We start from the raw sequence: 25337 nt of genomic DNA on the forward strand, positions 1-25337 counted from the left end.
TGAGTGATTGGAACACCATGCGCCCAATGAAGACCATGCGACCCATGAAAATCGCCATCGCATTTGCCGCTGCCGCTGCTCTCGTCGGAATGACGTCGTGTTCAGACACCCCTGAGGCGGACCAGGACAAAACGCTCAAGATCGTGTACCAAAAGACCGATGCCTTCACCGCGCTGGATCTCGTGATGCAGGATGCCAAGAAGGAGTTCGAGACAGCCAATTCAGGGGTAACGGTTGATCTCCAGCCGATCCAGGCCAACGATGACGACTATGGCACCAAGTTGGCGTTGGCGCAGCGTTCCCCGGACACGGCACCGGATGTCTTCTATGAAGACACGTTCAAGGTGCGCTCGGACGTCGACGCCGGCTACTTGCTCAAGCTCGACAGTTACCTTGAGGCGTGGGACGAGTGGGGGAAGTTCAGCGAGGCCGCGAAGGCAGCAGGCCGTGCGGACGATGGCGGAATCTACGCAGTACCGTTGGGGACGGATACCCGGGCCATTTGGTACAACAAGGCCGTCCTGCAGAAAGCCGGGATCCCTGTTCCTTGGCAGCCCCAAAGCTGGGAGGATATCTTGACCATGGCCCGCAAGGTCAAGGCCGCCGACTCCACTGTGATTCCCTTCACCATGTACGCAGGCAAGGCGACCGGCGAAGGTACCGTGATGCAGAGTTTCTACGAACTCCTCTACGGCACGGGCAGCACCCTCTATGACGAGGACCAAAAGAAGTGGGTCATTGGGTCACAGGGCTTCACTGACTCTTTGGACTTCCTGAAAACACTCTATGACGAGAAGCTCGCAGTCAGCCCTGCCGAAGCATTGGACGCCAATGTCTGGAAGAAGGTCTTCGGCGAGTGGTTCCCCCAAGGCAAACTGGCCGCAACCGTGGAAGGTTCCTACGCGCCGTCGTTCTGGAAAAAAGGCGGCGCCTACGAGTGGGCCGGCTATGAGCAGGACATGGCAGTAGCGGGCTTCCCTACCCAAAAGGGACAGGATCCAGGCCATGTCAGCATGTCCGGCGGCTGGACCTTGGCGGTGGGGGCGAAGTCCAAGAACCCCGAGCTTTCCTTCAAGTTCCTCGCCACCGCGCTGAACAAGAAGAACGCACTGGCGTACGACATCAACAACTCGCAAATCGCAGTGAGGACGGACGTAGCCGGGGACGCCGGATATCTTGCTGCCAACCCGTTCGTGAAGGATGTGTCCGGTCTGGTGGAGGTGACACACTACCGGCCAGCCACTGCTGACTATCCAAGGATTTCCACGGCAGTCCAGGAGGCCACCGAATCAGTCATCACAGGCAGGCTAAGCCCCCGGGACGCCGTCGCGGAATACGATGCCACTGTCCGCAGGCTCGTGGGTGAGGACAAGGTCCTGCAAAAATGAAAGCCCGCCGCCATCTGCGGCTTCTGCCGGTAGCCCCTGCCATCGTGCTCCTGCTGGTTTTCCTGCTCGCGCCCGTGGCGTGGTCCTTTTACGCCTCTTTCACCGACGCCGCATTGTCCGGAAGGGGAGCCCGGGATCCACACTGGGTAGGAACCGGGAACTACGTGCGGATGTTTACCGACGACTCGTTTCCTTTGGCCACGTGGCTCACAGTAGTGTTCGTTGCCACGTCCGCCGTGCTGGGGCAGAACGTCCTTGGACTGCTGACCGCCTTGCTTATGACGCGCTCACGCAAGATCGTCGCGGAGTGGGTCGGTACGGCAGTTGTGGCCGCTTGGGTGTTGCCTGAGATCGTGGCCGCGTTTGCGGCGTACGCCTATTTCAACCGGGACGGGACACTGAACCAGATACTCGGAGTGCTGGGGACCCACGGCTTGGATTGGCTGTATTCCTTCCCACTTGTTGCCATCATTCTGGCCAACACCTGGCGCGGAACGGCCTTTTCCATGCTGGTGTACCGGGCGGCACTGGCCGAGGTGCCGCGCGACGTGACCGAAGCGGCCCTCATGGACGGTGCCCGGGGATGGCAGCGGCTCGCGTTCATCACCCTGCCACTGATCCGAAACAGCATCGCCACCAACCTGATGCTGATCACCCTCCAGACGCTGGCAGTGTTCACGCTCATTTGGGTGATGACGGCCGGTGGGCCAGCCAATGCCAGCACCACATTGCCTGTCCTGGCCTACCAGGAGGCCTTCAAATTCGGTGACATTGGGTACGGTACCGCGGTGGCATCGGTGCTGATCCTGCTGGGAATGGTCTTCGGCGCCGTCTACGTCCGGCTCTTGCGGGAGCGGCGTACGTGAGGCGCTTCCGAGCCAGGCTTGGGGCGGACATCGCCTTGGCGCTCATTGGTCTGTGTTTTGTGGCGCCGCTTCTGTGGTTGCTGCTGGCCGCCGTCGACCCTCAAGCGGGGTACGGGACGAAGGTGCCATCGGCGCCGTCGATGATCAACTTCACCGCAGTCATGACGCCGGAGCTGTTGGGCCGCCCACTGCTCAACAGCCTCCTGTTGTCCGGTGGTACTGCCTTGGTGAACGTTCTGGTGGCCGTGCTGGCCGCCTATCCGTTATCGAGGTACCAATCCCGCTTTAACAAGCCGTTCATGTACACGGTTCTCTTCGGCACATCATTGCCGGTGACTGCCATCATGGTCCCGGTCTACGGACTGTTCGTTCAACTGCAGCTCCTGGACTCCATGGCCGCGACCATCTTCTTCATGGCCACCACCACGTTGCCCATGGCGATGTGGATGGCCAAAAGCTTCATGGACGCGGTTCCCCTGGAACTGGAAGAAGCGGCCTGGATGGACGGGGCATCGGCCCTGGTGACACTGCGGACCGTTGTGCTCCCACTCATGCGCCAAGGCCTGGCGGTAGTGTTCATTGTTGTCTTCATCCAGGCATGGGGAAACTTCTTCGTTCCCTTCATCCTTCTGCTTTCCATCGGAAAGCAACCCGCTGCGGTGTCGATCTTCAGCTTCTTCGGCCAGCACGGTGCCATTGCTTATGGCCAGCTGGCTGCGTTCTCCATCCTCTATTCCGTCCCGGTGCTGGTGCTCTACGCGGTGGTGTCTCGGGGCATGGGGAACTCCTTTGCGATGTCCGGCGCCATGAAGGGCTGACGCGCAGAGGGTCCTACCGGCGTTTCAGTCGATGTCTTCGATGATTTCGCCGTAGGGGATGGACTCGTCCAAGTGGGCCTGGTGTCCTGTTGGGCCGGAGTTGTAGGTGATCCGTACACCGTGACGTTGGTCCGCTGCTGACTGCAGAAGAACGGGGCGTACGGCGTCGATGACGTGCTGGTTCTGGGATGCGAGGTAGTTCTGATAGGCGGCTGGTAGCTGATGCATGGCAAAAGGATAGACCTCAGGGGTCTCCATGGGGAGGGGTACCCATTGCGGCCCGGACGCAGGCCCGTTTGGATAGAGTGGCCGATGCAGGCGGAAACATCAGCCCACCGCTTGCGGCACGACTCATAACGCCAGCGAGGGGACCCGAGTGCACCAGATCACAGCCATGGCCGGAATCGATGCACCTGACATGGCGCGGGCCCAGCAACTGGTGGGCAGCATCGTCCGCAGTTTCGAGAACAAGGTCGTGGGCCAGTCACGACTGCGGGAGACGCTGCTGATTGGTTTGCTGACCGGCGGCCATGTGCTGCTGGAAAGTGTTCCCGGACTCGCCAAGACAACAGCGGCCCAGGCCATCGCCGAATCTGTCAGCGCAGACTTCCGGCGTATCCAGTGCACCCCCGACCTGCTTCCCAGCGACATTGCAGGTACCCAGATTTTCGACGCCGCCAAAGGCACCTTCGTCACTCAGCTGGGGCCCGTCCACGCCAACATCGTATTGCTGGATGAGATCAACAGGTCCAGCGCAAAAACGCAAAGCGCCATGCTGGAAGCCATGCAGGAACGCCAGACCTCCATCGGCGGCGAGTCCTATCCCTTGCCCCAGCCTTTCCTGGTGCTGGCTACTCAGAACCCCATTGAGCAAGAGGGCACCTACCGCCTTCCTGAAGCCCAGATGGACAGGTTCATGCTCAAGGATGTCCTGGACTACCCCAGCCCGGCTGAAGAAGCCGAGGTCATCAGGCGGATCGACGCCGGGGTCTTCAGCGCCGGGCAGAAGCCGCCGGCCGCTGCTTCCCTCGACGCAGTGGTGCAGGTGCAGGAACTCGTGCGTCGGGTATACATCGACCCCGCCATCGTGCGCTACATCGTGGGCCTTGCCTACGTCACCCGGAATGCTGCGCAGTATCTGGAACCACATTTGGCCAACCTCGTGGAATTTGGTGCCAGTCCGAGGGCCAGCATCGCCTTCAGCCAGGCGGCAAGGGCCCTGGCACTGCTCAACGGCCGCGACCACGTCATCCCGGAAGACGTGAAGAACCTGGCACACCGGGTCCTCCGCCACCGCATCATCCTTGGTTTTGACGCCGTCGTGGAGGGCGTTGCCGTGGAGACAGTCATCGATGCCGTTCTGGCGTCAGTCCAGACGCCGTAGCGGGGCCGGCAGGTGGCCAGCCTTCTGAAACGCGTTAAATCGAAGATGTTTATCTTCGCCCATCGAAGGACGCTGAGCCTGCTTGATGGCGAATACGGCTCTGTCTTCAAGGGCCGCAGCATGGATTTCGACGAGCTGCGGAGCTATGTTCCCGGTGATGAAGTCAGGGACATCGATTGGAAGGCCACGGCCCGGCACGGCTCACCGCTCGTCAAACGCTATGTCGCCGTCCGCCGCCACTCAGTGTTGCTGGTGGTGGACTCCGGACGAAACATGGCAGCAGAGGCGCTCTCGGGCGAAAGCAAGAAGGACGTTGCTGTTTACGCGGCCGGGGTCGTCGGTTACCTGGCTTGCCGTCACGGGGACGATGTTGGCCTGGTGCATGGGAATGCGAGCGCTTCCAGGTATCTGCCTGCCAAAGGCGGCGAGGAACACTTGGAGCGGTTGCTGCGGGAGATTGACTCGGCCATCAACTTGCATGGCCAACCCAGCGGTATCGCGGGGCAGCTCAACTACGTCCTGCGGTACCTCAAGGGCCGGATGCTGATTGTGGTTGTTGCTGACGAGTTCCTTCCTGACGCCCAGACGGGGGAGCTGCTGCGCAGGCTGCGGGCACGGCATGAAGTGCTCTGGTTGACCGTTCGCGATGCTGACCTCGCGCCCCGGATCGGGGGAAAGGGGACTCGGGACAGTACTGACGTCGGCACGGGCACTGCGATACCGTTCCTGCTTGCCGCGGACAGGGACATCCGGGCCGCTTACCAGCACGCGATCGTCCAGCGCGCTGACCTTCGGGCGGCCCTCTTCCGCCGCTTGGGCATCGCAGAAGAACAGGCCGAAGGCAGCGCCGATGTCGTGGCAACCGTCTTCGCCCTGCTGGAAAAACACCGCTCCGGTGCGCTGAGCTCTGGCCGCCGGCCACCAAGGGGCCAGCGTGCCGGCTGACTTCTACGCACCCTTGCCATACCAAAGCATCTGGATGTGGCTGGGGATTCTGCTCCTGGTTCTTGTTGCCGGATGGTACGTATGGCTCCTGCTGCCCAGGGCACGCGTGGCTGCGCCGCGGACGCCAGGGCCGACGGAGCTGGAGACGCTGCGGTCCCGCTGCCTTGCAGCGATTGAGGACACTGCCGCAGACGCCGACGCCGGACGCGTACCCGAGCGCGAAGCCCACCAGCGGCTCAGCTTCCTCGTGCGGGAGTTCGCCGGAGCCGCAACAGGCCTTCCCGTCACCTCCATGACCCTGGATGAGTTGCGGGGCGAAGGCCTGGATACCTTGGCTGAAGGCATAGCTGGCATCTACCCCAGCGAATTCTCCACCCGGCACGTCCAGCCAGTACGGCACTCCGCTGATCTTGCCCGCCAGGTGGTCCACGCATGGAACTGAGCTACTGGTGGATTCTTCCCTTGGCTGCGGCTGCAGTGACGGTCGCCGCCTGGCTGTACCTTCGGCGTCGTCGTACATCTCAGACCCGGCGCGTTGCCCATGGCGACCGGCTCACTAACCTGCCTGAGTACCAGCTCGCCCTTCGCCGCTACCGGACCCGGCTGGCCCTCGCCGCCCTGCTGGCAGGCCTGGTCCTGGTTGCCAGCGCCGTCACAGCTGCCAGACCAGCGCTGCGCTCCACCGAGCAGCCAGAGATCCGCAACCGGGACATCGTGCTGTGCCTGGACGTATCCGGCTCAATGGCAAGTACCGACGCCGCCTTGGCGGCTGTTTTCAAGGACCTCGCCCAGCAGTTCGACGGCGAGAGGATCGGGATGGTCATTTTCGACAGCAGCAGCGTGCAACTCTTTCCCCTCACCGATGATTACGACTACGTCGAGGAGCAGCTGAGCCACGCAGAAAAGGCCTTGTCCGACGGAGCTGGCTCGTTCTTCGATGGCACCTGGAACGGGGAAGGCTCGTCCCTCATCGGTGACGGGCTGGCCTCCTGTGTCCAGAGCTTCCCCGACACGGATACCAGCGGCAACACCACAGGGGACACAGGGCGCTCGCGGTCAGTTGTACTGGCCACGGACAACTTCGTATCCGGAGCGCCCATCTTCACCCTCTCCGAGGCTGCCGCCCTGGCCGGCACCAAGAAAGTGAAGGTCCATGCCCTGAACCCCAGCGACCTGGACTACGGAGACCAACCTGATCAGCCTGGCGCCCAACTCAAGGCTGCCGTCGAGGCAACAGGGGGCACCTACTCCGGCGTGGACAATCCCGAGGCCGTGCCCCGCATTGTCAGGAAGGTGCAGGAAACCGAAGCCACCACCTATGCTTCGGCTCCGCAGGCAGTCGTGACAGACGCCCCCGGCTGGCCCTTGGGTATCGCTGTGCTGGCTGGTCTGGGCATGCTGGTCCTGGGACGGCGGGTGGAGCAATGACCATGACCATAGCCCCTATCCTGCCGTGGCCGCTCCTGGCTGCCGCGGGTCTTGGAGCCATCGCCTTTACCGTATGGAGCCTGCGTCCCTGGACCTCAGCACCGCAGAAGCGGTCACCGCAAGGCCGGTCACCGCGAAACGTACGGTCGGCGCTCCACCGCTGCCTCGTCGTCGTGCTCCTGCTTCTGGCCGCCTTGCGACCTGGCTGGGCCGGAGGACAAGCCCAGAGATCGACAGCCGAGTTGGATGTCTTCTTCGTCGTTGACACCAGCACCAGCATGGGTGCCGAAGACTACAACGGAACCGCAACACGATTGTCCGGCGTTCAACGCGACGTCATGGCGATCGCACAGGAACTGGCCGGGGCGAAATTCTCCCTCATCACCTTCGATGACAAGGCCACCGTCCAGATGCCTTTGTCCCAGGACGCCACCGCCCTGCAAACCAGCATGGCGACCCTCCAGCCGCAAAATCCCCGTTATGCCAAGGGCAGCAGCGTGACCGGAGCCGCGCAGTTGCTGAAAGAAAGGCTCGCCACGGCCCGTGAACAACACCCGGGAAGGCCGGCGTTGGTTTTCTACGCGGGCGATGGCGAGAACACCAGCGCCGCGGCCCCGCCGCCCATGGATGGCTCCAACGTGGCCGGGGGAGCAGTGCTTGGTTATGGAACCGAAGCGGGCGGGCGAATGAAGGACTCCTCCCGGAACGCCAACGCCTATGTGAAAGACCGAAGCGCCGGCAGCGGGCAGGACGCCGTCTCCAGGATCGACGAACAACAACTCCACAGCGTCGCCAATGATCTCAACGTCCCCTATGTCCACAGAACCGCCACGGACCCCGTATCCGGCATGTTCGGCAAAGCCCAACCAGGTTCCCTCTCAGCAAGCACAGAGGATGCACCCGGAAGGATCGAACTCTACTGGGTGCTCGCACTGGCGGCTTTTGTGCTGGCCATCCCCGAGCCGCTCAGGCACCTGAGTGCGTTACGCGCAGTGAGCAGTTCAGCACCCAAGGAGCCCAAGGGATGATCACCTCAAACGCACGACGGCGGCACCGTCACCTTGCGCTCTGGTCGGCACCGGCTGCCGTCCTGGCGCTCGCAGTCGCCGCCAAGCTCCTGAGCGTGGGCTTTCTGGGAGGCACTGCAGGGAGCGCCTTTGCGGCAGGAGACCGTGATGCCGTTGCACAGGCGGCGGCGTGGCTGGGGGTAGCCAATGTGCTGGAGCCCCACAAGGCCCCCTTCGCGTCCGGGGACGCCGCGGTCCTGGCCGGCGACTTCGCCGCGGCGCGCACCGAATTCGAGATAGCCCTGAACCGGGGACCCGGCACGGACGAGTGCAAAGTCCGTGTGAATCTGGCGCTCAGCATTGAGAAGCTTGCGGATTCCGAGAAAGATCCCGGGCCCAAGGACAGGCTGGTCGCGGAGGCATTGGCCGTCATCGAAGCCGCATCCGGTCAGTGCCATGAGCCTGGTCCGGCGAATGCGGCGGGGGAGGGAGACGCCCTCGATGCGGCCAAGGGCCGGCTTCAGGGAAAACAGTCCCCGAAGGACGCGGAGCCGGGCAGCACCCCGGACTCGGCGACGACCCCGCCAGAAAAGCAGCTCCAGCAGCTGGAAGAGAGCGCCCGGAAGGCCCAACTCGAGCGCGGCGAAGGCCAGGAGCGTGACGAATATCTGCGCGGACCGGATGACAGCACGGGCGTGGAGAAGCCGTGGTGAACCCGCCCCCGTAGGTGACCGGCCGCCGTCGTGCTTTAAACAGGCAGTGCTACTCCCACAGAATTTCGTCATCCACCACGCCATCTTCATCGGCGGCTGCGACCAGCAGCTCGTCCGTGAAGTGGGAGCCAAGGGTGAAGTCGAGGACGAAGTAGCGCTCAGGCTGCCCGGGATAAATGGCCACGTGGCCGAGTTTGAGCGCTTTGAGGAAGACGTCGTTGGTGAGCTGGTTCTTGTCGCGGACTCCGAAAACGGATTCGAGCTGTTCTTCCTTGAGCTGCGAACAGTGGAAATGCAGGAACTGCTGTGGGTTTGTACCGTCCTGGTCCAGCTCATCGGCGATCATTTCCCGGACCTGGTCCACCAGCTCGGGCAGGAAGCGCAAACGGTAGTCCACCTTGCGGAGCGCTGCTTCATCGAAGTGGTCGTGCGCGGCGACGTTCAAGTCCAGTTCAAGCTGGTTGCCGCCGAGTTCGTGTCTTGCGACGAAGCAATGTTCACGCCCGTGATTGAGCTCTATCTCCCCAAAATGTTTGCTCGCTACCTTGCCCATGTGATCAATCTAACCCCTACATCCAGCGGGTTCCAGCACTTCGGGATATTTCACCTGCGCCGCTGGGGACCTTTGGCGGGAGCCGTTTTCAGCGGGTGGAGGCCGCTTTTGTCTGCAGTGGCCCGGAGGGTATCGGCCAGCAGTTGGGTGAAAAGTTGCACCTGGGCGGTCCGCTTTTCATTGATCAGCAACGCAAACACGTTCCGCGCCAGCCGGATATCCGGGACGTCCAGCACGACGACGCCGGGCGGCCGGTTCCGCAGCGCAAGTTCCGGTACCAGTGAAGCGCCAAGCCCCGCGGCTGTCATCTCAAGGCTCGCGTGGAAGTCGTCGCTGTAGGCCACCACCCTGGGGTGGAGGTTGCAACTGGCAAACAGGCGTTCGATCACCAGGGCATCGCTGGTGCCCGGGTGGTGCACGATCCACGGCATGTCGGACAGATGCGCGGCCTCGATTTCGGCGTCTTCGCGGATTTTCCAGGACGCTGGCAAGACCACCCGGAAGTCGTCGTCGCCGATCCATTGGCGCTCGAGCGAATGCGGCCACGCCAATCCCGACTGGCCTACCTGGTAGACAAGTGCGACGTCCAGTTCACCGCCGCTGCGCAGTCCCTGGATGGTTTGGGCCGGCTCGGCCACCGAGACCTTCAGCTCGATGCCCAGTCCGTTCCAGCGTTCATTCCGCAGGATGTCGGGCAGTACGTACGTGGCAAGGCTGGGGAAGATGCCAAGGCGCAGTTCCTGGGCGGGGGAGTCGTTGGTGCGGGAGGCCGCCGCCATGAGGGCTTCGACATCGGTCAGTACCTTTGAGGCGTGCCGGGTCATGGTCACGGCAGCTTCCGTGGGGACAACGCTTCGTGCCGAGCGCTGGAAGAGTTCGACGCCGGTGTCGCGTTCCAGCGCTGCCATCTGTTGGGAGACGGCCGAGGCTGTGTAGCCCAGTTGGGCGGCGGCCGCAGCGAAGGAACCCAGGCGGGTTACTTCCATCAGCGTCCGGAGGTGGAGAAGGTTGACCATCAGCAGATTTTAGCTGTTCGCCACGCCACATTTTCAAAGTGTCACGACACGCCGTACGAGGGCGACACGCTGAAGATTAAATGTGGCTAAGTAGTCCACAGGGTGTGGATGACATCTCTCAGTTTGGCGTAATTACGGACATTTTGAAGCCCTTGCCCTGTGGACGACCGGTGGATTGAATGACATACTTGTAATACATCATCTTGGGGTTCCGGCGAGGTGCTTGCACTACATGTAGTATCGATTTACGGATTGAGCGGGAAACCAGCGCAAGACTAAATAAGAGCGTGTTGGCTGTCACGGCAGCCTGCGGGCCGGTATCGGATTCAGTAGTAAGTTCCGGTTGAGCCCGCCAGATACGAAGAGAACCAGACTTCAACTTAGGGGACAGGGATCATGACCGTAACGGTTTACACGAAGCCGGCCTGTGTTCAGTGCAACGCAACCTACCGGGCGCTCGACAAGAAGGGCATTGCCTACCAGAGCGTCGACATCTCCCAGGACGCCGAGGCCCTTGAGCGCCTCAAGGCACTGGGCTACATGCAGGCTCCGGTTGTCGTGACCGAGCAGGACCACTGGTCAGGCTTCCGTCCGGACAAGATCGAAGAACTGGCCCAGGCCGCTTCTTCCGTGGCCTAAGTTTCGCCACCACAGCACACAAAGAATCCCTATGTAGTCGAGGTGACTCCCATGGCACCGCTGACAGCGGCAACCGCACGTGAGGTGACGGAAGCTGTCACCACCAGGAGTCACCTCATCTACTTTTCCTCGACATCCGAAAACACCAAGAGATTCGTCCAGAAACTGGGCAGGGACGCGGCGCGCATCCCTCTCTATTCCCAGGATCCTCCGCTTCAAGCGCTGGAGCCCTTCGTCCTGGTACTTCCCACCTATGGAGGTACCAACGGTGAAGGCTCAGTGCCCAAGCAGGTCATCAGGTTTCTGAACGATCCCCGGAACAGGGAACGGATCCGCGGTGTTATCGGGGCCGGGAACACAAACTTCGCGGACAACTACTGCGCAGCCGGGGACATTGTCGCCGTCAAGTGCAAAGTTCCGCACCTCTATCGGTTCGAACTCATGGGAACTCCCGAAGACGTAGACCGAGTGAATCAAGGATTGGAAGAGTTTTGGACACAACTGTCGCAGAAGCAGAAGTAACCGGGGGCGCTGTGGACACCAAGAAGCCATTGCCTGAGGCTTACAAGGGCCTGGGCTATCACGAGCTCAACGCCATGCTCAACCTGTATGGCCCCAACGGTGAGATCCAGTTCGAAGCCGACCGCGAAGCTGCGCACCAGTACTTCCTGCAGCACGTGAACAACAACACGGTGTTCTTCCACGATCTCGAAGAGAAGCTCGACTACTTGGTGAAGAACCAGTACTACGAGCGCGAGACCCTCGACCAGTACACGATGAACTTCATCCGCGAGCTCTTCAACCGGGCGTACAAGAAGAAGTTCCGCTTTGAGACCTTCCTCGGTGCCTTCAAGTTCTACACGTCCTACACGCTGAAGACCTTCGACGGCAAGCGCTTCCTCGAGCGTTATGAGGACCGTGTCTGCATGGTTGCCCTGCACCTCGGCCGCGGCAACGAAGAGCTCGCCACCCGCCTGGTGGACGAAATCATCGACGGCCGTTTCCAGCCGGCCACCCCGACGTTCCTTAACGCCGGAAAAGCCCAGCGTGGCGAGCTCGTTTCCTGCTTCCTGCTCCGTATCGAAGACAACATGGAGTCGATCGCCCGTGCCATCAACTCTGCCCTCCAGCTGTCCAAGCGTGGCGGTGGCGTAGCGCTGTCCTTGACGAACATCCGTGAGCATGGCGCCCCGATCAAGCAGATCGAGAACCAGTCCTCCGGCGTTATCCCTGTGATGAAGCTCCTCGAAGACAGCTTCTCCTATGCCAACCAGCTCGGTGCCCGCCAGGGTGCAGGCGCCGTGTACCTGCACGCCCACCACCCGGACATCCACCGCTTCCTGGACACCAAGCGTGAGAACGCCGATGAAAAGATCCGCATCAAGACCCTTTCCTTGGGTGTTGTGGTTCCGGACATCACGTTCGAGCTCGCCAAGAAGAACGAGGACATGTACCTCTTCTCCCCGTACGACGTTGAGCGCGTCTACGGCGTGCCGTTCTCCGACATCTCGGTGACGGAGAAGTACTACGAGATGGTCGACGATTCCCGGATCAAGAAGACCAAGATCAGTGCCCGTGAGTTCTTCCAGACCCTCGCGGAGATCCAGTTCGAGTCCGGCTACCCGTACATCATGTTCGAGGACACCGTGAACCGGGCCAACCCGATCGACGGCAAGATCACCATGAGCAACCTCTGCTCGGAAATCCTGCAGGTTTCCTCGCCGTCCATCTACGCCGAGGACCTCAGCTACGAGACCGTGGGCAAGGACATCTCCTGCAACCTCGGGTCGATGAACATCGCCAAGACCATGGATTCGCCGGACTTCGGGCTCTCCATCGAGACCTCCATCCGTGCGCTCAGTGCTGTTTCGGACATGTCCTACATCAACTCCGTGCCGTCGATCGCCCAGGGCAACGCCCAGAGCCACGCGATTGGTCTCGGCCAGATGAACCTCCACGGCTACCTTGCCCGCGAGCACGTCCACTACGGCTCCGAAGAAGGCCTGGACTTCACCAACATCTACTTCTACACGGTGTTGTTCCACGCCCTCCGCGCTTCCAACAAGCTGGCCATCGAGACCGGCCAGAAGTTCGGCGGCTTCGAGAAGTCCACCTACGCTTCCGGCGAGTTCTTCGACAAGTACACGGAGCAGGAATGGGTTCCGGCAACAGAACGCGTCCGCGAGCTCTTCGCCGGCCACGACATCCCCACCCAGGATGACTGGCGTGAGCTGAAGGCTTCGGTCATGGAGCACGGTATCTACAACCAGAACCTCCAGGCTGTTCCGCCCACGGGTTCCATCAGCTACATCAACAACTCCACCTCGTCGATCCACCCGGTGGCCGCCAAGATCGAAATCCGCAAGGAAGGCAAGATCGGCCGCGTCTACTACCCGGCTCCGTACCTGACCAACGACAACCTGGAGTACTACCAGGATGCCTACGAGATCGGCTACGAGAAGATCATCGACACCTACGCCGCTGCCACGCAGCACGTGGACCAGGGCCTGTCCCTGACGCTGTTCTTCAAGGACACCGCCACCACGCGTGACATCAACAAGGCGCAGATCTACGCATGGCGCAAGGGCATCAAGACCCTTTACTACATCCGTCTCCGCCAGCTCGCGCTGGAGGGCACTGAGGTTGAGGGCTGCGTCAGCTGCATGCTGTAGTCAACCACGCACAAAACTAAAGAGTACGACGGCGGGCCACCACCCGCCGTCGTACGCTTACCTTAAAGAACCACCCATCGCTAAAGGGGATGACATGACCGAGAAGGTCAAGCTGCTGAGCCACGTCGAAGCCATCAACTGGAACAAGATCCAGGACGACAAAGACGTGGAAGTCTGGAACCGCCTGGTCAACAACTTCTGGCTGCCTGAGAAGGTGCCGCTGTCCAACGACGTCCAGTCGTGGCACACGCTGACCCCGGAAGAGCAGCAACTCACCATGCGCGTCTTCACCGGCTTGACCCTGTTGGACACCATTCAGGGCACCGTTGGTGCTGTTTCGCTGATTCCGGACGCACTGACCCCGCACGAAGAGGCCGTTTACACCAACATTGCCTTCATGGAGTCGGTGCACGCCAAATCCTACTCGTCCATCTTCTCCACCCTGTGCTCCACCAAGGAGATTGACGACGCTTTCCGCTGGTCCCTCGAGAACGAGAACCTGCAGAAGAAGGCCCAGATCGTCATGGACTACTACCAGGGCGATGATCCCCTCAAGCGCAAGGTCGCTTCCACGCTGCTGGAGAGCTTCCTGTTCTACTCTGGCTTCTACCTGCCGATGTACTGGTCCTCGCGCGCCAAGCTCACGAACACGGCTGACCTGATCCGCCTCATCATCCGCGACGAGGCTGTGCACGGTTACTACATCGGCTACAAGTTCCAGAAGGGTCTGGAGAAGGTTTCCGAGGCCCGCAAGCAGGAAATCAAGGACTACACCTTCGAGCTCCTCTTCGAGCTGTACGAAAACGAAGTCCAGTACACCCACGACCTCTACGACGGTGTCGGCCTGGCTGAGGACGTCAAGAAGTTCCTGCACTACAACGCCAACAAGGCACTCATGAACCTCGGCTACGAGGCCATGTTCCCGGCATCGGTCACCGACGTGAACCCGGCCATCCTCTCCGCCCTGTCCCCGAACGCTGACGAGAACCACGACTTCTTCTCCGGTTCGGGCTCTTCCTACGTGATCGGCAAGGCCGTCAACACGGAGGATGAGGACTGGGAGTTCTAGCTCCGCTGGATTGATCGGATACCGGCCCGGGGTCGGCTGCGTGATGCAGCTGGTCCCGGGCTTTGGCGTTAATGCCATCTCCTCTGTAAGGAGCACTGTCAAGGCCCCGCTATTACGTCACGCAAGATTTGCGTAATTATCGTGATCCTTGTCACTATTGGGTGATTGGGCTTTGCGCGTAGGCAAGCCTTACCTACTCTTACAAAGGCAAGCCTTCCCAACACCAGGCCTGCACGGACGAAGGTCCCAAGAGTTTTTTGTTCGCAGAAAGAAGCCCTCCATGAACATCCCCAAGAAAGCGCTGGCCGGAATCGCCCTCGCGGCAACCGCAGCACTCGGCCTCACCGCGTGCGGCTCCAACGCCGGCAGTGCCTCCGATGCCTCCGCTTCCGCAGGTTCGGGTTCCGGTGACATCACGGTTTACAACGCCCAGCACGACACCCTGACCAAGGAATGGGTGGACGCTTTCACCAAGGAGACCGGGATTAAGGTCACCATCCGCCAGGGCTCAGATACCGAATTGTCCAACCAAATTGTCCAGGAAGGCCAGGCTTCACCGGCTGACGTGTTCCTGACCGAGAACTCTCCGGCAATGGCGCAGGTAGAGAACGCGGGCCTCTTCGCGGACGTTGACAAGGCAACCCTGGACCAGGTGCCTGCCGAGTTCCGCCCGTCGACCGGCAAGTGGACCGGCATCGCAGCACGCTCCACCGTTTTTGTTTACGACAAGAACAAGATCAGCGATGACAAGCTCCCCAAGTCCATGCTGGACCTGGCCAACCCGGAGTGGAAGGGCAAGTGGGCGGCTTCGCCGTCCGGTGCCGACTTCCAGGCAATCGTTGCCGCACTTCTTGAGCTCAAGGGCGAGGCTGCCACCGAGGAGTGGCTCAAGGGCATGAAGGAAAACTTCAAGGCTTACAAGGGCAACAGCACCGCCATGAAGGCAGTCAACGCAGGCGAAGTGGACGGCGCGCTGATCTACCACTACTACTACTACGGTGACCAGGCGAAGACCGGTGAGAACTCCAAGAACGTCACGCCGTACTACTTCAAGAACCAGGACCCGGGTGCTTTCCTGTCCGTCTCCGGCGGCGGCGTACTGAAGTCCTCCAAGCACGCAGCAGACGCCCAGGCCTTCCTGAAGTTCATCACGGGCAAGAAGGGCCAGGAAGTACTGAAGAACGGCACGTCCTTCGAGTACGCCATCGCATCGCAGGTGGATGCCAACGCCAAGCTCGTTCCGATCAAGGAACTGCAGGCTCCTACCGTGGACCCGGCAAAGCTCAACTCCGCCAAGGTCACCGAACTGATGACCAAGGCAGGACTCCTCTAGTTCTGTGAGTACCGACCTATCGGCTTCCCGACCACAAGGCGCGGAAAGCACGACGACGGCGGGCAGGGGCAAGCGCCCCCGCCCGCCTTTCGGCGTTTCCACCGTGTCCCTGCTGGCAGTGTTGATCGCCCTGTTTTCGCTTCTGCCACTGGGCTACGTCGTCTACATGACCGTCACGACCGGCTGGGAGACCGCCGTCGAACTTATTGTCCGCCCGCGCGTTGGCGAGCTTCTGCTCAATACCGTGCTGCTGACTCTTGTCACCATCCCGTTGTGCCTGCTGCTGGGCGTGGGTGGTGCCTGGCTGGTTGAGCGGACAACCCTCCGGGGGCGTCGCTGGTGGGCCGTTGCCCTGGCAGCACCGTTGGCGATTCCAGCCTTCGTCAACAGCTATTCGTGGGTTTCGGCTGTTCCTTCGCTGGAGGGCCTCTGGTCCGGTGTCCTGATTTCCACACTTTCCTACTTCCCGCTGGTTTACATACCGGCCGCTGCAACGCTGGGCCGCCTGGACCCGGCCATTGAGCAATCCGCAGCTTCGCTTGGCCTGGGCCCGTGGGCAGTCTTCTTCCGCGTGGTGTTGCCCCAGCTTCGCATCGCGATGACCGGCGGAGCCTTGCTCGTAGGACTTCACCTCTTGGCCGAATACGGCGCCTTCGCCATGATCCGCTTCGATACGTTCACGACAGCGATCATGGTCCAATTCCAGTCGACATTCAACGGCACCGCCGGCAATATGCTTGCCAGTGTCTTGGTGATCCTTTGCCTTTTCCTGCTCCTGGCCGAAGTGAAGAGCCGCGGCACGGCGCGGTATGCCCGGGTGGGATCGGGTGCGCAGGGGAAGACAACCCAGTTGCCGCTGGGAAGGTACCAGTTGCCGGCCCAATTGGGTCTTTTGGCACTCACCGCCTTGGCGTTCGGCCTGCCGCTGTGGTTTGTCCTGAAGTGGGTGATTACAGGTGGGACTGAGATCTGGGCTGCCGAGGAATTCATGCCTGCGCTCCTTCAGACCCTCATCTACGGGGCAGTTGGAGCTGCGGTAACGATCGTGGTGGCTTTCCCCATGGCATATCTTGCTGTCCGCCACCCCAGTTGGTTCAGCAAGCTGCTTGAACTGTCCAACTACGTTACGAGTTCCCTGCCCGGGATCGTGGTGGGCCTGGCTTTCGTGACGGTCAGCATCCGGGCGGTGCCCGGCGTTTACCAGACAGCCGGAGTCTTGATTGCTGCTTACGTGTTGCTGTTCCTTCCGAGGGCGCTGGTCAACCTCCGTTCGGGTTTGGCCCAAGCGCCCAAGGAACTCGACGAGGCCGCGCAATCTTTGGGAAAGACGCCCTTCGTGTCATTCTTCCGCGTGACGCTGCGGCTGACAGCACCGGCTGCAGCCGGTGGGGCCGCGCTGGTCTTCCTTGCGATCGTCAACGAACTCACAGCCACGTTGCTCCTGGCCCCCAATGGCACCCGTACTCTGGCAACCGAGTTTTGGAGCAAGAGCAGCGAAATCGACTACACCGGGGCCGCCCCATATGCCTTGTTGATGATCGTGCTTTCGGCGCCCATGACCTACCTGCTTTTCCAACAGTCCAAGAAAGTAGCCGGACAGTGACAGAACAAGCCCCTTCCAGACTCCCTTCTCCGCGCGTCGCCCCTTCAGTGGCGCCGACCACCAACACGCACCTGGACATTTCCGAAGTCACCAAGAACTTCGGGGCCCAAGCTGTTCTCAAGGGAGTTAACCTCTCGGTCGCCCGTGGTGGAACAACGGCCATCGTCGGGCCGTCGGGTTCCGGCAAAACCACCCTGCTCCGCCTCATCGCCGGCTTCGAACACCCGAACACCGGATCCATCAGCATGAACGGCATTCCGGTGGCCGGTGACGGTGTCCAGGTTCCCGCGCACAAACGCCAGGTCGGTTACGTCGCCCAGGATGGTGCACTGTTTCCGCACCTGACGGTCGGGCAGAACGTCGCCTTCGGGCTGGATGCCGGTAAGCTCGACGGCGGTCGTCGAGCAGTGAAGGCCCGTGTGGAAGAGCTGCTGGAGATGGTCTCCCTGGACCCGGCCATGGCCAAGCGGCGGCCGCATCAGCTTTCCGGAGGGCAGCAGCAACGCGTTGCTTTGGCCCGGGCGTTGGCCCGCGAGCCGGAGCTGATGCTTCTCGATGAACCCTTCTCTGCTCTTGACGCCGGTTTGAGGGTTGCCACCCGTCGGGCCGTAGCAAAGGTCCTCAACGCCGCCGGGGTGACCACCATCCTGGTCACCCATGACCAGGCCGAAGCGTTGTCCTTCGCCGACCAGGTAGCCATCATGCGTGGCGGGAAGCTGGCTCAGATCGGCAACCCGTTCGTCGTATATACCCGCCCGGCGGACCGGGCGACAGCGGAGTTCCTGGGCGAGGCCGTCATTCTTGATGCCTGGATGGAGGGTTCCCTCGCAACTTGTTCCCTCGGAGGCATTGCTGTACGGCGCCCGCCGGCCCAGGGCAGGGTACAGCTGATGCTGCGCCCGGAGCAGATCAGGATCGCGCCGGATGGTCCGATCCGCGGCGTCGTTGTTGACACAGACTACTTCGGCCCTGAAACGACGGTCCGTATCAAGCTCGGTGCCTATACGGCCCATGATGGAGCCGGACAGGGCAATGGCCACCGCTACCCGGGTGGTGGCGAGATCATCACCATCCGGCACTGGAATGCCTCGATTACTAAACCCGGAACAGAACTCTGCCTCCGCGTGGTGGGTGAAGGAGTGGCTTTCCCTGTAGGGGAGTAGCCTGCTCAGGTGGCACCTGCTGGGACACGCGGGTGTCCCGGCAGGGGAGGTGCCTGTGAGCGGTAGCTGTGCCCGGTGGGCGTCAGGACCTCCAAAGTATGGATGGCTCCGGTGTCGTTGTTGCCCAGAGCTGTTCTGCTGGTCCAGCCGGGGTTCTCTTAGGTGTGGTTGCAGGCTTCGCAGAGTCCAGCGCCGTTCTCCAACGAGGTGGGTCCACCGCAGCGCCAGGGGATGATGTGGTCGATCTGACGGATAGGTGCGTCGCAGTACGGTGTGCGGCACAAGTTGTCACGTACTTCGAGGAAGCGTCGCATTCCCGGCGGAAAGAAGCGGGACCGGGAATCCGTAGCGAGGAGTTCTCCGGTTCCGGGTGCCGTATAGAGGCGGCGAAGCCAAATGTTGAAGTCACTCCCGGGATCGCCGTGGGCCTTCGTTGTGGTCACAAGGTCTCTGGCCCACTCGGCCGGGACAACCCCATAGCCGGTCAGTCGCGCCGGCTCGGAGTCGCCGGCCAGGAGGGTGCGGTCTGTCATCACCAGTTGCAGGTCTATTCCGGTATAGCCGGCGGACGAACCGGTGAGCCGTTCAACCAGGGTGTCGGCCATCACCTGGCCTCGACCGCGTTCGTCACCTCCCGGACGTGACCGGGCTGAGTCGGCGGCCCGGGTGAGCGCCGCGTAGGCTGCGACGCCTTGGGCTACCGGAAGCAGTGCGGTCAAGATGGTCATGGTGTCCGGTGCCGGGCGGAGACTTACCCTCCTCTCGTTCGCGGCATGTGCGGCCCTTTGGGTTACCGAACGAGGATCACGGCGGTAGGCTGCAGCTTTCGCTGCGGCACTGATGGCCTTGTCTCCGGCGCCGTCGAACGTTCCAGTGTCCGGGGCCAGTTCTTCATCCACCGAGGCCCGGTCTTCCACGGACAGGCACGCTGTTTCCTTGACGATCAGCGTTGCCCGCCACTCATTCAGCAGTCCTGCATCCACAGCGGCCATGGTGTGTGGCATCTCCGTCACCAATGCCTTCGCCAGCCCCAGCAGTCGGGAGCCACGGTTGGGGGATTCCCGCCGCGCGAGAGCCACCTGCGCTCCCACGCCCTTGCCGCGTTCGGACGCCGGCACCCCTGCCTCGGCCTGCTCAGCACGCTGGGCAAGGTCGAAGGCCACAGTGATCTTGGCCTGCAACCCCGATATAGCTGACTTCATATCTTCCAGTACGCGCAGCTGGTTGATCAGATCGCTGCTTATGGTGCCGGGACTGGTAGAGCCTGGGACTTCAGGGAGCGCCCGCTCAGAAGGAGCCGGCGTCAGGGCAGCGCTGGCATCAGCACCCACTTGTCATTCCGGCTTGCGTCCCATGTTCTTACTCTGCCAGCAGGCTCCGACATTATTAGACGGTCCCAAACAGGCGCCCAAAGTCGCCGGTGGGCCACAAGCCCACAGCGGTTCAGTGGGCCATCCTGTACTACCGGACCGGCTAGGGCATGTTGCTAAGGCTGGAGTCCCTCTGATCCCGTGATCAGACGCGTCGTTCTAGACTTGTGTTGTGAAGATCGGGATTGTGCTGGACGCGATGCGCGGCATGAATTGGAAGGCTTACCCGACCGCTCCTTGATCCGCCTGTTCTCCTTCACCCGATTCAGGGAAAGGGGGTGGATGCATGGGCGACCTGTTTCTGACGGCCGGTGACGTGGTCACCGCGACCGTGACGAAGTCACTGCCGTTCGGAGTTCTCGTGGAGTACGCCGAGGTGCCGGGCCTCGCCAAGGGTGTGGATGGCGCGCCTGGCGATAAGCTGAGCGTGCGTGTTCTCGAGTTCGACTCGACACAATGCCGGTTCTCGGCCGAACTCGCGTAGGCCAAGAGGGCGGGTGCTCAGATGATGAGCACCCGTCCTTCGCCCTCACAGTCCGCACCTTGTTCGAGATCCAGGACTGTGCCCTTCACTCCGAGCGGGGAACTGACCCAAGCCGAGCAGCCTCGCTGGCCAACTCAGCTTCCAGTGTCTCGATGCTCGGCAGGCTCGCAACCAACTCATCAGGCAAAGAATCTGCCAGCGAGGTCCGCCACTCCGCGATTCCCACGGGTGCATTGAAACCCCGCAAGGCGTACTCCGCCACGACGCTGTTTTTTTCCTTGCACAGCAGCAAGCCGATGGTGGGTTTGTCGTCGGGGTGTGCGAGGAGGTCATCAACTGCCGCCATGTACATACCCAACTGACCAAGGAACCCGGGCTCGAACTTCACGGCTTTCAGCTCGATGACCATGAAGCAGCGCAACTTCAGATGATAGAAGAGCAAGTCGGCAAAGAACTCATCTCCTGCAATCTCAAGGCGGACCTGTTCGCCGACAAAGGCGAAACCCTGACCCAGTTCCAACAGGAATTTCTCCACGTGTTTCACCAACTGCAGCTCCAGGTCCCGTTCGGTGTGGCGATCGCTCATGGCCAGGAAGTCAAAGACATAGGGGTCCTTGGTGGCCTGCTGGGCGAGGTCCGAGTCGCCCGGAACCATGGTGGATTTGAAATTGGTGATCGCCTGCCCGGAGCGTTCGTGCAGGCGGGTGGAGATCTGGTGTGTCAGGACGTTGCGCGACCATCCGTGCTGCGCAGCCGCCGCTGCGTACCAGAGCCGCGTGGCGGCGTCGTCGAGCTTCTCGAGAAGTGCAATCTGGTGGTACCAGGGCAATGTTGCAAGCGGCGCTTGCAACATTGGAAAGTCGGGCCAGGCCTGGGCGAAGCTCTTCATGTACCGCAGGTTCCTGGGGGAGAAGCCCTTGGCTTCGGGAAACCGGGTCCGGATGTCTGCGGACAACCGCGTGACAACCTTCGCGCCCCAGCCTTGCTCGGATTCGCGCTCGGCCAGTTGCCGGCCGATGCTCCAGTACGAATTCAGCAGCTCCGCGTTGGCCGCCGCCATGGCCCGGGTCCTGCCCGCCCGGACCTCCCGCGCCACGGTGTTGAGCAAAGCGGGATACCAGTCAGGCATGGAGGACGCCGCCGGAACGCCTGGAAACGAGGCCTCGGTGGCGAGCTCTTTGGATGGCATGATGCTCCTGTCGATTGCTGTTGCCATCACGCTACGGGCGGGCACTGACAAAATAGACGGGTGAGTGATGCCGCTGAATTCGTTGACTACACCCTGCACATGGAATCGACCTGGGAAAAAGCCGCTGAGGCTTCCGAGCGTTTGGGTGGGGGATTGAAGGTCTATGGCGCATCCGTCGGTGCCGTGCGGGGAACGGTGCGCGATGCCCTGAAACGGCACAAGAACCTCGACCACGATGACATCACCGCACTGAGTTCGGAACTGTGGGAGGAACCGGTCTACGAGCGGCGGCTGGCCGCCGTCGTCCTTCTCCAAACCAAAGTCGGTGTCCTGGTCAACACAGACCTCACGCGCATCGAGGGCTTCATCAGACAGGCCGGAACCAGGGAATTGGTGGATCCCCTCGCCACGGACGTCGTGCGACCCCTGCTGGAGCGCCTGGAAGGGCGGGCCAAGGAACGTGCTGACCGCGTGCTGGAACGGTGGTCCAGAGACCCTGACACTGAGCTTCGCCACGCCGCCGCTTTGGCCACAGGGGCCGGCACCCCTTGATAAGCACCACAGACCGGCCTAGCGTTTCCCTACCGCGTGCCAGTGGACTGAGAGACAGGTCGATCGATGAAATCGCTGTGGTTGGACAGGGAATCCCGCTTTACCTCTGACGCCATCCCCGAGGAAAAGCACTTCGACACGATCGTGGTGGGTGCCGGGCTGACGGGGATGGTGACTGCCTTGTTGCTCTCGCGCTCCGGTCAGCGCGTGGTGGTCTTCGAAGCACGTACCCTCGGGGCCGTGACCACCGGCAACACCACAGGAAAGCTGAGCCTGCTTCAGGGCGGAGCCCTGTCCGCCCTCCGCGGGCAGTACTCCCTCAAAGTGGTGCAGGGATATGTGGAAGCCAACAAGTCGGGCCAAGCCTGGCTCACACAGTATCTGGAACAGCAGGGCGTTCCGTTCCAGCGCCGGACTGCGGTCACCTTCGCCACTTCCGACGACGGCGCGCAGCGGCTCCGCAAGGAGGCTGCGGTATCGAGGGACGCAGGTTTGGACGTCCACTTCAGCCGCGACCCCGGGCTTCCGTTTCCAGTGATTGAAGCGCTGGAATTGGAGGACCAGGCCCAGATTCACCCGATGGAGGTCCTGGACACCCTTGCTGCGGACATCCGGGAACATGGCGGCCTGGTAGTCGAAGATGTGCAGGTGCAGAACGTCGGCTCCAGCCTGCCCTTGGAAGTCTCCACACGCAAGGGAACGTTCACTGCCGACACCGTCGTGATAGCCACGGGCACGCCCATCCTCGACCGCGGCCTGTATTTCGCCAAGCTGGAACCCAACCGTTCCTACGCTGCCGCGCTGCGCCCGTCTCCAGGGACACAACTTCCCCAAGCCATGTACTTGTCCATTGACGCTCCTACCCGATCGCAGCGGACGCACCCCACGGCTGAGGGTGAACTGCTGCTGGTGGGCGGCTACGGTCACACCGGTGGCCGCGCCGCATCGCCGCAACAGCACCTGAACGACCTCCTGGGGTGGGCCAACAAACACTACCCTGGCGCGGAAGTGACGCACACGTGGTCAGCGCAGGACTACCAGGCAACCAACCTCGTGCCGTTCTTTGGCAAGCTGCCCCGGGGGCACGGCAGGATCTTCTTCGGCACCGGCTACAACAAATGGGGGATGAGCAACGGCGTCGCCGCTGCGTTGTCCATCACCTCGGACATCCTGGGCGGCCAGTCCGACTGGGCCAGAATCATCCATCACAGGGTCACTTCTCCCCAGGGTGCCCTGCAGGCTGTCCGGCTCAACGCCAGTACCACCAAGCGCATGATCGAGGACAAGGCCAAAGTAAGGAGCAACCCGGAGATCACCGACGAAACCCGTCCACCGGAAGGAAACGGCGTTGTTGGGCTGTACAAGGGCGAACCCGCAGCGGTGTCCACGGTCGATGGCAAGGTCTGCAGGGTCTCGGCCAGTTGCGCGCACTTGGGCGGACTCCTGACATGGAACGATGCCGAAAAATCATGGGACTGCCCACTGCATGGCTCAAGGTTCACACCGGAGGGCAAATATCTTGAAGGACCGGCTACCCACCACCTCCAAAAAACGGTGGGCAAAAAGAAGGACTAGCTGAGCCTGTCGACGCGGCGCTGTGCTTGGTCAGCACTGCGCCGGAGCTGCGTGGCTGTCCTGACTGCAAGTTTCTTGTCGGATTCGGCGGACTCGGCATCCCGTGTAATGCCAATGAGATCAGCCTCCAGGGAGGCCAGCTTCTTCTTCACCTCGGAAATTTCCGACTCGACCTCCGAGCGCCGACGAGTGAGCTCATTGACGACATCCCAGGCTGAGGATGCCTGATTTTCCGCGTTCCGCGCCTCCCGGTCCGCTGCGTCAAACTCGTCCTGCGCTTCCTGCAACGCAGCCTGCCGCTTTGCGGCACGGCGTTCGGCCAAAGATGTGGCCTCTTGCTTGGGGTCTTTGACTTTTGCTGGGCTGCTGTCCTGTGAGCGAACCTTGGGGTCCGGCGCTTCTTCGGCAGCTGAGGTTGTCGCCCTTCTGGTTCGGGCCGGAGCGGGGCTGCGCTCTTCGGTGCTGGCGGCATCTTCGGGTCCGGGCGCCGCAACGGCGTCGGTGATGTCGACAGATTCGAAGCCGCTCCCGCTCAGCCCCCGCACCAGTCGGCCGGTCGCCACTGCCCGAGCAGCTCCCGCGTCGGCCATGGCGGCCCGCAGGGTTTGTTCCGCGTCAGATGCCGCTGCGGCGCTCAGGGGCGCGCCCAGCTCTTCGGCAAGGTCCTTGGCGGCATGAACGGCCGCCGTCAGTTGGCCCTGCCGTAGCTGGCTCAGTTCCCGGAAAGCCTCAGCGTCCGACTCTTCCTGGGCGCTTCGGAGCGACGCGCCAAAACGCACGACGCCGTCAATCACCTCGGGCTTGTGGACTGCGAGCATGTTGATGGCCCAGGCCCCTGCGGCTGGCTTGGGGAGGCGGCTGATCTCCTGGGCAAGCTCCTTCTGGCCGGATTCCTTGGCCGCGCGCACCAAGGATGTCCGCTCGGAGGTGAAGTCGCGCGGCAGTACTGCGTAGAGCTCCTGGGCGGCCTCGCTGAGATCCATGAACCAATCCTAGGGTCCACCCTCAGCTGGTGCCGGGAGCGAATCTTCATGGAAGCCCGGCTTAGGGTAGCCTAAGTCGGGTGGACCAGATCATGAGTTTGCCCTTCGGCGTTGCTCTTGCAGCGCTCTTCGCCATTGTCATGATCCGCGTCAATGTCACGTATTGGATCGGCCGTGGAGCTGTCGCCGGATTCGCGCATACCCGTTACGGGACTTCGCTCGAACGGCCCAAAGCAGCCCGGGCCCAAGCGTTCATACAGCGGTGGGGGCCGTACGCCGTCGTGCTTTCCTTCCTCACCATCGGCTTTCAGACCGCGATCAACGTGGCAGCTGGTGCTGCGCGCATGCCTCTGCGGAGATATCTCCCCGCGGCAATCATCGGGTCCATCGTTTGGGCGCTCCTGTACGCCACCATTGGACTGGCGGCCTTGGAGGCGTGGCTGGCGGTGGCCGCGGCCTCGCCGGTCGGGGCGGCGATAGGCATCGCTGTGCTGGCAGCCGTGGTTGTCTGGATTGTTGTGATCCGCAGGCGTCGGGCGGCAGGCAAATCAGCGGATACAGTGGTCTGAGTTCTACTGCTGGATCGG

General features: G+C 61.9%; 25 protein-coding genes and 1 pseudogene. 20 read left to right on the forward strand and 6 right to left on the reverse strand.

The genetic code is table 11. The annotated features are described in order from the left end of the window. Positions 1-17 precede the first annotated feature (17 nt). The 3 genes from ACFVSI_RS12215 to ACFVSI_RS12225 are packed head-to-tail and all read left to right on the forward strand — an operon-like array spanning position 18 to position 3072. Positions 18-1388: an extracellular solute-binding protein gene (locus tag ACFVSI_RS12215; RefSeq protein WP_387823781.1), complete on the forward strand. Its 1371-nt coding sequence runs from the start codon at positions 18-20 to the stop codon at positions 1386-1388. Beyond that, a complete protein-coding gene (locus ACFVSI_RS12220) occupies positions 1385-2254 on the forward strand; it encodes a carbohydrate ABC transporter permease (protein ID WP_387823696.1) in 870 nt (289 codons plus the stop codon). Before ACFVSI_RS12215 ends, ACFVSI_RS12220 begins: the two co-directional genes overlap by 4 nt. Further along, positions 2251-3072 carry a carbohydrate ABC transporter permease gene (locus tag ACFVSI_RS12225; RefSeq protein ID WP_387823699.1) on the forward strand — a complete coding sequence of 274 codons (822 nt, stop codon included), beginning with the start codon at positions 2251-2253 and terminating at the stop codon, positions 3070-3072. The genes ACFVSI_RS12220 and ACFVSI_RS12225 overlap by 4 nt, the downstream gene beginning before the upstream one ends. 24 nt (positions 3073-3096) lie before the next feature. Here ACFVSI_RS12225 and ACFVSI_RS12230 read toward each other — a convergent pair whose 3' ends face one another. Next, a complete protein-coding gene (locus tag ACFVSI_RS12230; protein WP_373458717.1) occupies positions 3097-3300 on the reverse strand; it encodes a hypothetical protein in 204 nt (67 codons plus the stop codon). A 148-nt stretch (positions 3301-3448) separates the two neighbouring features. On the opposite strand from ACFVSI_RS12230, the gene ACFVSI_RS12235 reads away from it, so the two are divergent. Genes ACFVSI_RS12235 through ACFVSI_RS12260 form a run of 6 tightly spaced genes read left to right on the forward strand, consistent with a single transcriptional unit; the run spans position 3449 to position 8549 of the window. Further along, positions 3449-4456, forward strand: coding sequence for an AAA family ATPase (locus ACFVSI_RS12235; RefSeq protein ID WP_387823702.1), 1008 nt, complete (start codon positions 3449-3451; stop codon positions 4454-4456). Positions 4457-4468: 12 nt separating this feature from the next. After that, on the forward strand, positions 4469-5401 hold the full coding sequence (locus ACFVSI_RS12240) for a DUF58 domain-containing protein (RefSeq protein WP_387823705.1): 933 nt from the start codon (positions 4469-4471) through the stop codon (positions 5399-5401). Then, positions 5391-5843 carry a hypothetical protein gene (locus tag ACFVSI_RS12245; protein ID WP_387823708.1) on the forward strand — a complete coding sequence of 151 codons (453 nt, stop codon included), beginning with the start codon at positions 5391-5393 and terminating at the stop codon, positions 5841-5843. Before ACFVSI_RS12240 ends, ACFVSI_RS12245 begins: the two co-directional genes overlap by 11 nt. Beyond that, positions 5834-6829, forward strand: a complete 996-nt coding sequence (locus ACFVSI_RS12250) for a VWA domain-containing protein (protein ID WP_387823711.1) — start codon at positions 5834-5836, stop codon at positions 6827-6829. Before ACFVSI_RS12245 ends, ACFVSI_RS12250 begins: the two co-directional genes overlap by 10 nt. A gap of 2 nt (positions 6830-6831) precedes the next feature. Then, complete coding sequence (locus tag ACFVSI_RS12255; RefSeq protein WP_387823714.1) at positions 6832-7857, forward strand: VWA domain-containing protein; 1026 nt, start codon at positions 6832-6834, stop codon at positions 7855-7857. Beyond that, positions 7854-8549 (forward strand): hypothetical protein, encoded by a 696-nt coding sequence (locus ACFVSI_RS12260; RefSeq protein ID WP_387823717.1) that lies wholly within the window; start codon positions 7854-7856, stop codon positions 8547-8549. Before ACFVSI_RS12255 ends, ACFVSI_RS12260 begins: the two co-directional genes overlap by 4 nt. Before the next feature lie 49 nt (positions 8550-8598). Here the strand turns inward: ACFVSI_RS12260 and ACFVSI_RS12265 are convergent, their stop codons facing one another. Then, positions 8599-9102, reverse strand: coding sequence for a DUF2004 domain-containing protein (locus ACFVSI_RS12265; protein ID WP_144658988.1), 504 nt, complete (start codon positions 9100-9102; stop codon positions 8599-8601). A 50-nt stretch (positions 9103-9152) separates the two neighbouring features. Then, a complete protein-coding gene (locus tag ACFVSI_RS12270) occupies positions 9153-10118 on the reverse strand; it encodes a LysR family transcriptional regulator (RefSeq protein ID WP_144658987.1) in 966 nt (321 codons plus the stop codon). A gap of 396 nt (positions 10119-10514) precedes the next feature. Between ACFVSI_RS12270 and nrdH the strand changes: the two genes are divergently transcribed. From nrdH to ACFVSI_RS12305, 7 genes are all read left to right on the forward strand, one after another. Further along, positions 10515-10757 carry a glutaredoxin-like protein NrdH gene (gene nrdH / locus ACFVSI_RS12275; RefSeq protein ID WP_144658986.1) on the forward strand — a complete coding sequence of 81 codons (243 nt, stop codon included), beginning with the start codon at positions 10515-10517 and terminating at the stop codon, positions 10755-10757. Between the two features lie 51 nt (positions 10758-10808). Then, positions 10809-11279, forward strand: coding sequence for a class Ib ribonucleoside-diphosphate reductase assembly flavoprotein NrdI (nrdI, locus tag ACFVSI_RS12280; RefSeq protein ID WP_387823721.1), 471 nt, complete (start codon positions 10809-10811; stop codon positions 11277-11279). An 11-nt stretch (positions 11280-11290) separates the two neighbouring features. Further along, on the forward strand, positions 11291-13429 hold the full coding sequence (nrdE, locus tag ACFVSI_RS12285; protein ID WP_387823784.1) for a class 1b ribonucleoside-diphosphate reductase subunit alpha: 2139 nt from the start codon (positions 11291-11293) through the stop codon (positions 13427-13429). 94 nt (positions 13430-13523) lie between these two features. Beyond that, positions 13524-14498, forward strand: coding sequence for a class 1b ribonucleoside-diphosphate reductase subunit beta (gene nrdF / locus ACFVSI_RS12290; protein ID WP_216925513.1), 975 nt, complete (start codon positions 13524-13526; stop codon positions 14496-14498). Between the two features lie 280 nt (positions 14499-14778). Then, a complete protein-coding gene (locus ACFVSI_RS12295; protein WP_387823724.1) occupies positions 14779-15831 on the forward strand; it encodes an iron ABC transporter substrate-binding protein in 1053 nt (350 codons plus the stop codon). Between the two features lie 4 nt (positions 15832-15835). Further along, the gene (locus ACFVSI_RS12300) at positions 15836-17434 is read left to right on the forward strand and encodes an ABC transporter permease (protein ID WP_387823727.1); all 1599 of its coding nucleotides are present in this window, start codon (positions 15836-15838) and stop codon (positions 17432-17434) included. Next, positions 17431-18597, forward strand: coding sequence for an ABC transporter ATP-binding protein (locus ACFVSI_RS12305; protein WP_387823730.1), 1167 nt, complete (start codon positions 17431-17433; stop codon positions 18595-18597). Before ACFVSI_RS12300 ends, ACFVSI_RS12305 begins: the two co-directional genes overlap by 4 nt. Before the next feature lie 5 nt (positions 18598-18602). Here the strand turns inward: ACFVSI_RS12305 and ACFVSI_RS12310 are convergent. After that, positions 18603-19904, reverse strand: a pseudogene (locus ACFVSI_RS12310) (DUF222 domain-containing protein). Between the two features lie 349 nt (positions 19905-20253). Between ACFVSI_RS12310 and ACFVSI_RS12315 the strand changes: the two are divergent. Then, positions 20254-20451 (forward strand): hypothetical protein, encoded by a 198-nt coding sequence (locus tag ACFVSI_RS12315; protein ID WP_387823733.1) that lies wholly within the window; start codon positions 20254-20256, stop codon positions 20449-20451. An 85-nt stretch (positions 20452-20536) separates the two neighbouring features. On the opposite strand, the gene ACFVSI_RS12320 is transcribed toward ACFVSI_RS12315, so the two are convergent. Beyond that, a complete protein-coding gene (locus tag ACFVSI_RS12320) occupies positions 20537-21640 on the reverse strand; it encodes a YhcG family protein (protein ID WP_387823736.1) in 1104 nt (367 codons plus the stop codon). Between the two features lie 60 nt (positions 21641-21700). Between ACFVSI_RS12320 and ACFVSI_RS12325 the strand changes: the two genes are divergently transcribed. Continuing rightward, the gene (locus ACFVSI_RS12325) at positions 21701-22192 is read left to right on the forward strand and encodes a DNA alkylation repair protein (protein ID WP_387823739.1); all 492 of its coding nucleotides are present in this window, start codon (positions 21701-21703) and stop codon (positions 22190-22192) included. A 66-nt stretch (positions 22193-22258) separates the two neighbouring features. Then, entirely contained in the window at positions 22259-23767 is a 1509-nt protein-coding gene (locus tag ACFVSI_RS12330) for an FAD-dependent oxidoreductase (RefSeq protein WP_387823742.1), read from the forward strand. On the opposite strand, the gene ACFVSI_RS12335 is transcribed toward ACFVSI_RS12330, so the two are convergent. Beyond that, the gene (locus tag ACFVSI_RS12335) at positions 23764-24750 is read right to left on the reverse strand and encodes a hypothetical protein (RefSeq protein ID WP_387823745.1); all 987 of its coding nucleotides are present in this window, start codon (positions 24748-24750) and stop codon (positions 23764-23766) included. The genes ACFVSI_RS12330 and ACFVSI_RS12335 overlap by 4 nt on opposite strands. Positions 24751-24842: 92 nt before the next feature. Here ACFVSI_RS12335 and ACFVSI_RS12340 point away from each other — a divergent pair, with 92 nt between their 5' ends. Then, positions 24843-25319, forward strand: a complete 477-nt coding sequence (locus ACFVSI_RS12340) for a DedA family protein (protein ID WP_387823747.1) — start codon at positions 24843-24845, stop codon at positions 25317-25319. Positions 25320-25337 lie beyond the last annotated feature (18 nt).

The sequence above is a fragment of the Paenarthrobacter sp. NPDC057981 genome (assembly GCF_042886835.1).
GTDB lineage: Bacteria > Actinomycetota > Actinomycetes > Actinomycetales > Micrococcaceae > Arthrobacter.

What these genes read in the sequence shown, in the direction of transcription:
- ACFVSI_RS12255 (WP_387823714.1), top strand. Translation starts at nt 6,832, where the DNA reads ATGACCATAGCCCCTATCCTGCCGTGGCCGCTCCTGGCTGCCGCGGGT.
- ACFVSI_RS12260 (WP_387823717.1), top strand. Translation starts at nt 7,854, where the DNA reads ATGATCACCTCAAACGCACGACGGCGGCACCGTCACCTTGCGCTCTGG.
- ACFVSI_RS12320 (WP_387823736.1), bottom strand. Translation starts at nt 21,640, where the DNA reads ATGCCATCCAAAGAGCTCGCCACCGAGGCCTCGTTTCCAGGCGTTCCG.
- ACFVSI_RS12270 (WP_144658987.1), bottom strand. Translation starts at nt 10,118, where the DNA reads ATGGTCAACCTTCTCCACCTCCGGACGCTGATGGAAGTAACCCGCCTG.
- ACFVSI_RS12265 (WP_144658988.1), bottom strand. Translation starts at nt 9,102, where the DNA reads ATGGGCAAGGTAGCGAGCAAACATTTTGGGGAGATAGAGCTCAATCAC.
- ACFVSI_RS12330 (WP_387823742.1), top strand. Translation starts at nt 22,259, where the DNA reads ATGAAATCGCTGTGGTTGGACAGGGAATCCCGCTTTACCTCTGACGCC.
- ACFVSI_RS12215 (WP_387823781.1), top strand. Translation starts at nt 18, where the DNA reads ATGCGCCCAATGAAGACCATGCGACCCATGAAAATCGCCATCGCATTT.
- ACFVSI_RS12250 (WP_387823711.1), top strand. Translation starts at nt 5,834, where the DNA reads ATGGAACTGAGCTACTGGTGGATTCTTCCCTTGGCTGCGGCTGCAGTG.
- nrdH (WP_144658986.1), top strand. Translation starts at nt 10,515, where the DNA reads ATGACCGTAACGGTTTACACGAAGCCGGCCTGTGTTCAGTGCAACGCA.
- ACFVSI_RS12295 (WP_387823724.1), top strand. Translation starts at nt 14,779, where the DNA reads ATGAACATCCCCAAGAAAGCGCTGGCCGGAATCGCCCTCGCGGCAACC.
- ACFVSI_RS12220 (WP_387823696.1), top strand. Translation starts at nt 1,385, where the DNA reads ATGAAAGCCCGCCGCCATCTGCGGCTTCTGCCGGTAGCCCCTGCCATC.
- ACFVSI_RS12340 (WP_387823747.1), top strand. Translation starts at nt 24,843, where the DNA reads ATGAGTTTGCCCTTCGGCGTTGCTCTTGCAGCGCTCTTCGCCATTGTC.
- ACFVSI_RS12335 (WP_387823745.1), bottom strand. Translation starts at nt 24,750, where the DNA reads ATGGATCTCAGCGAGGCCGCCCAGGAGCTCTACGCAGTACTGCCGCGC.
- nrdI (WP_387823721.1), top strand. Translation starts at nt 10,809, where the DNA reads ATGGCACCGCTGACAGCGGCAACCGCACGTGAGGTGACGGAAGCTGTC.
- ACFVSI_RS12315 (WP_387823733.1), top strand. Translation starts at nt 20,254, where the DNA reads ATGGGCGACCTGTTTCTGACGGCCGGTGACGTGGTCACCGCGACCGTG.
- nrdF (WP_216925513.1), top strand. Translation starts at nt 13,524, where the DNA reads ATGACCGAGAAGGTCAAGCTGCTGAGCCACGTCGAAGCCATCAACTGG.
- ACFVSI_RS12230 (WP_373458717.1), bottom strand. Translation starts at nt 3,300, where the DNA reads ATGCATCAGCTACCAGCCGCCTATCAGAACTACCTCGCATCCCAGAAC.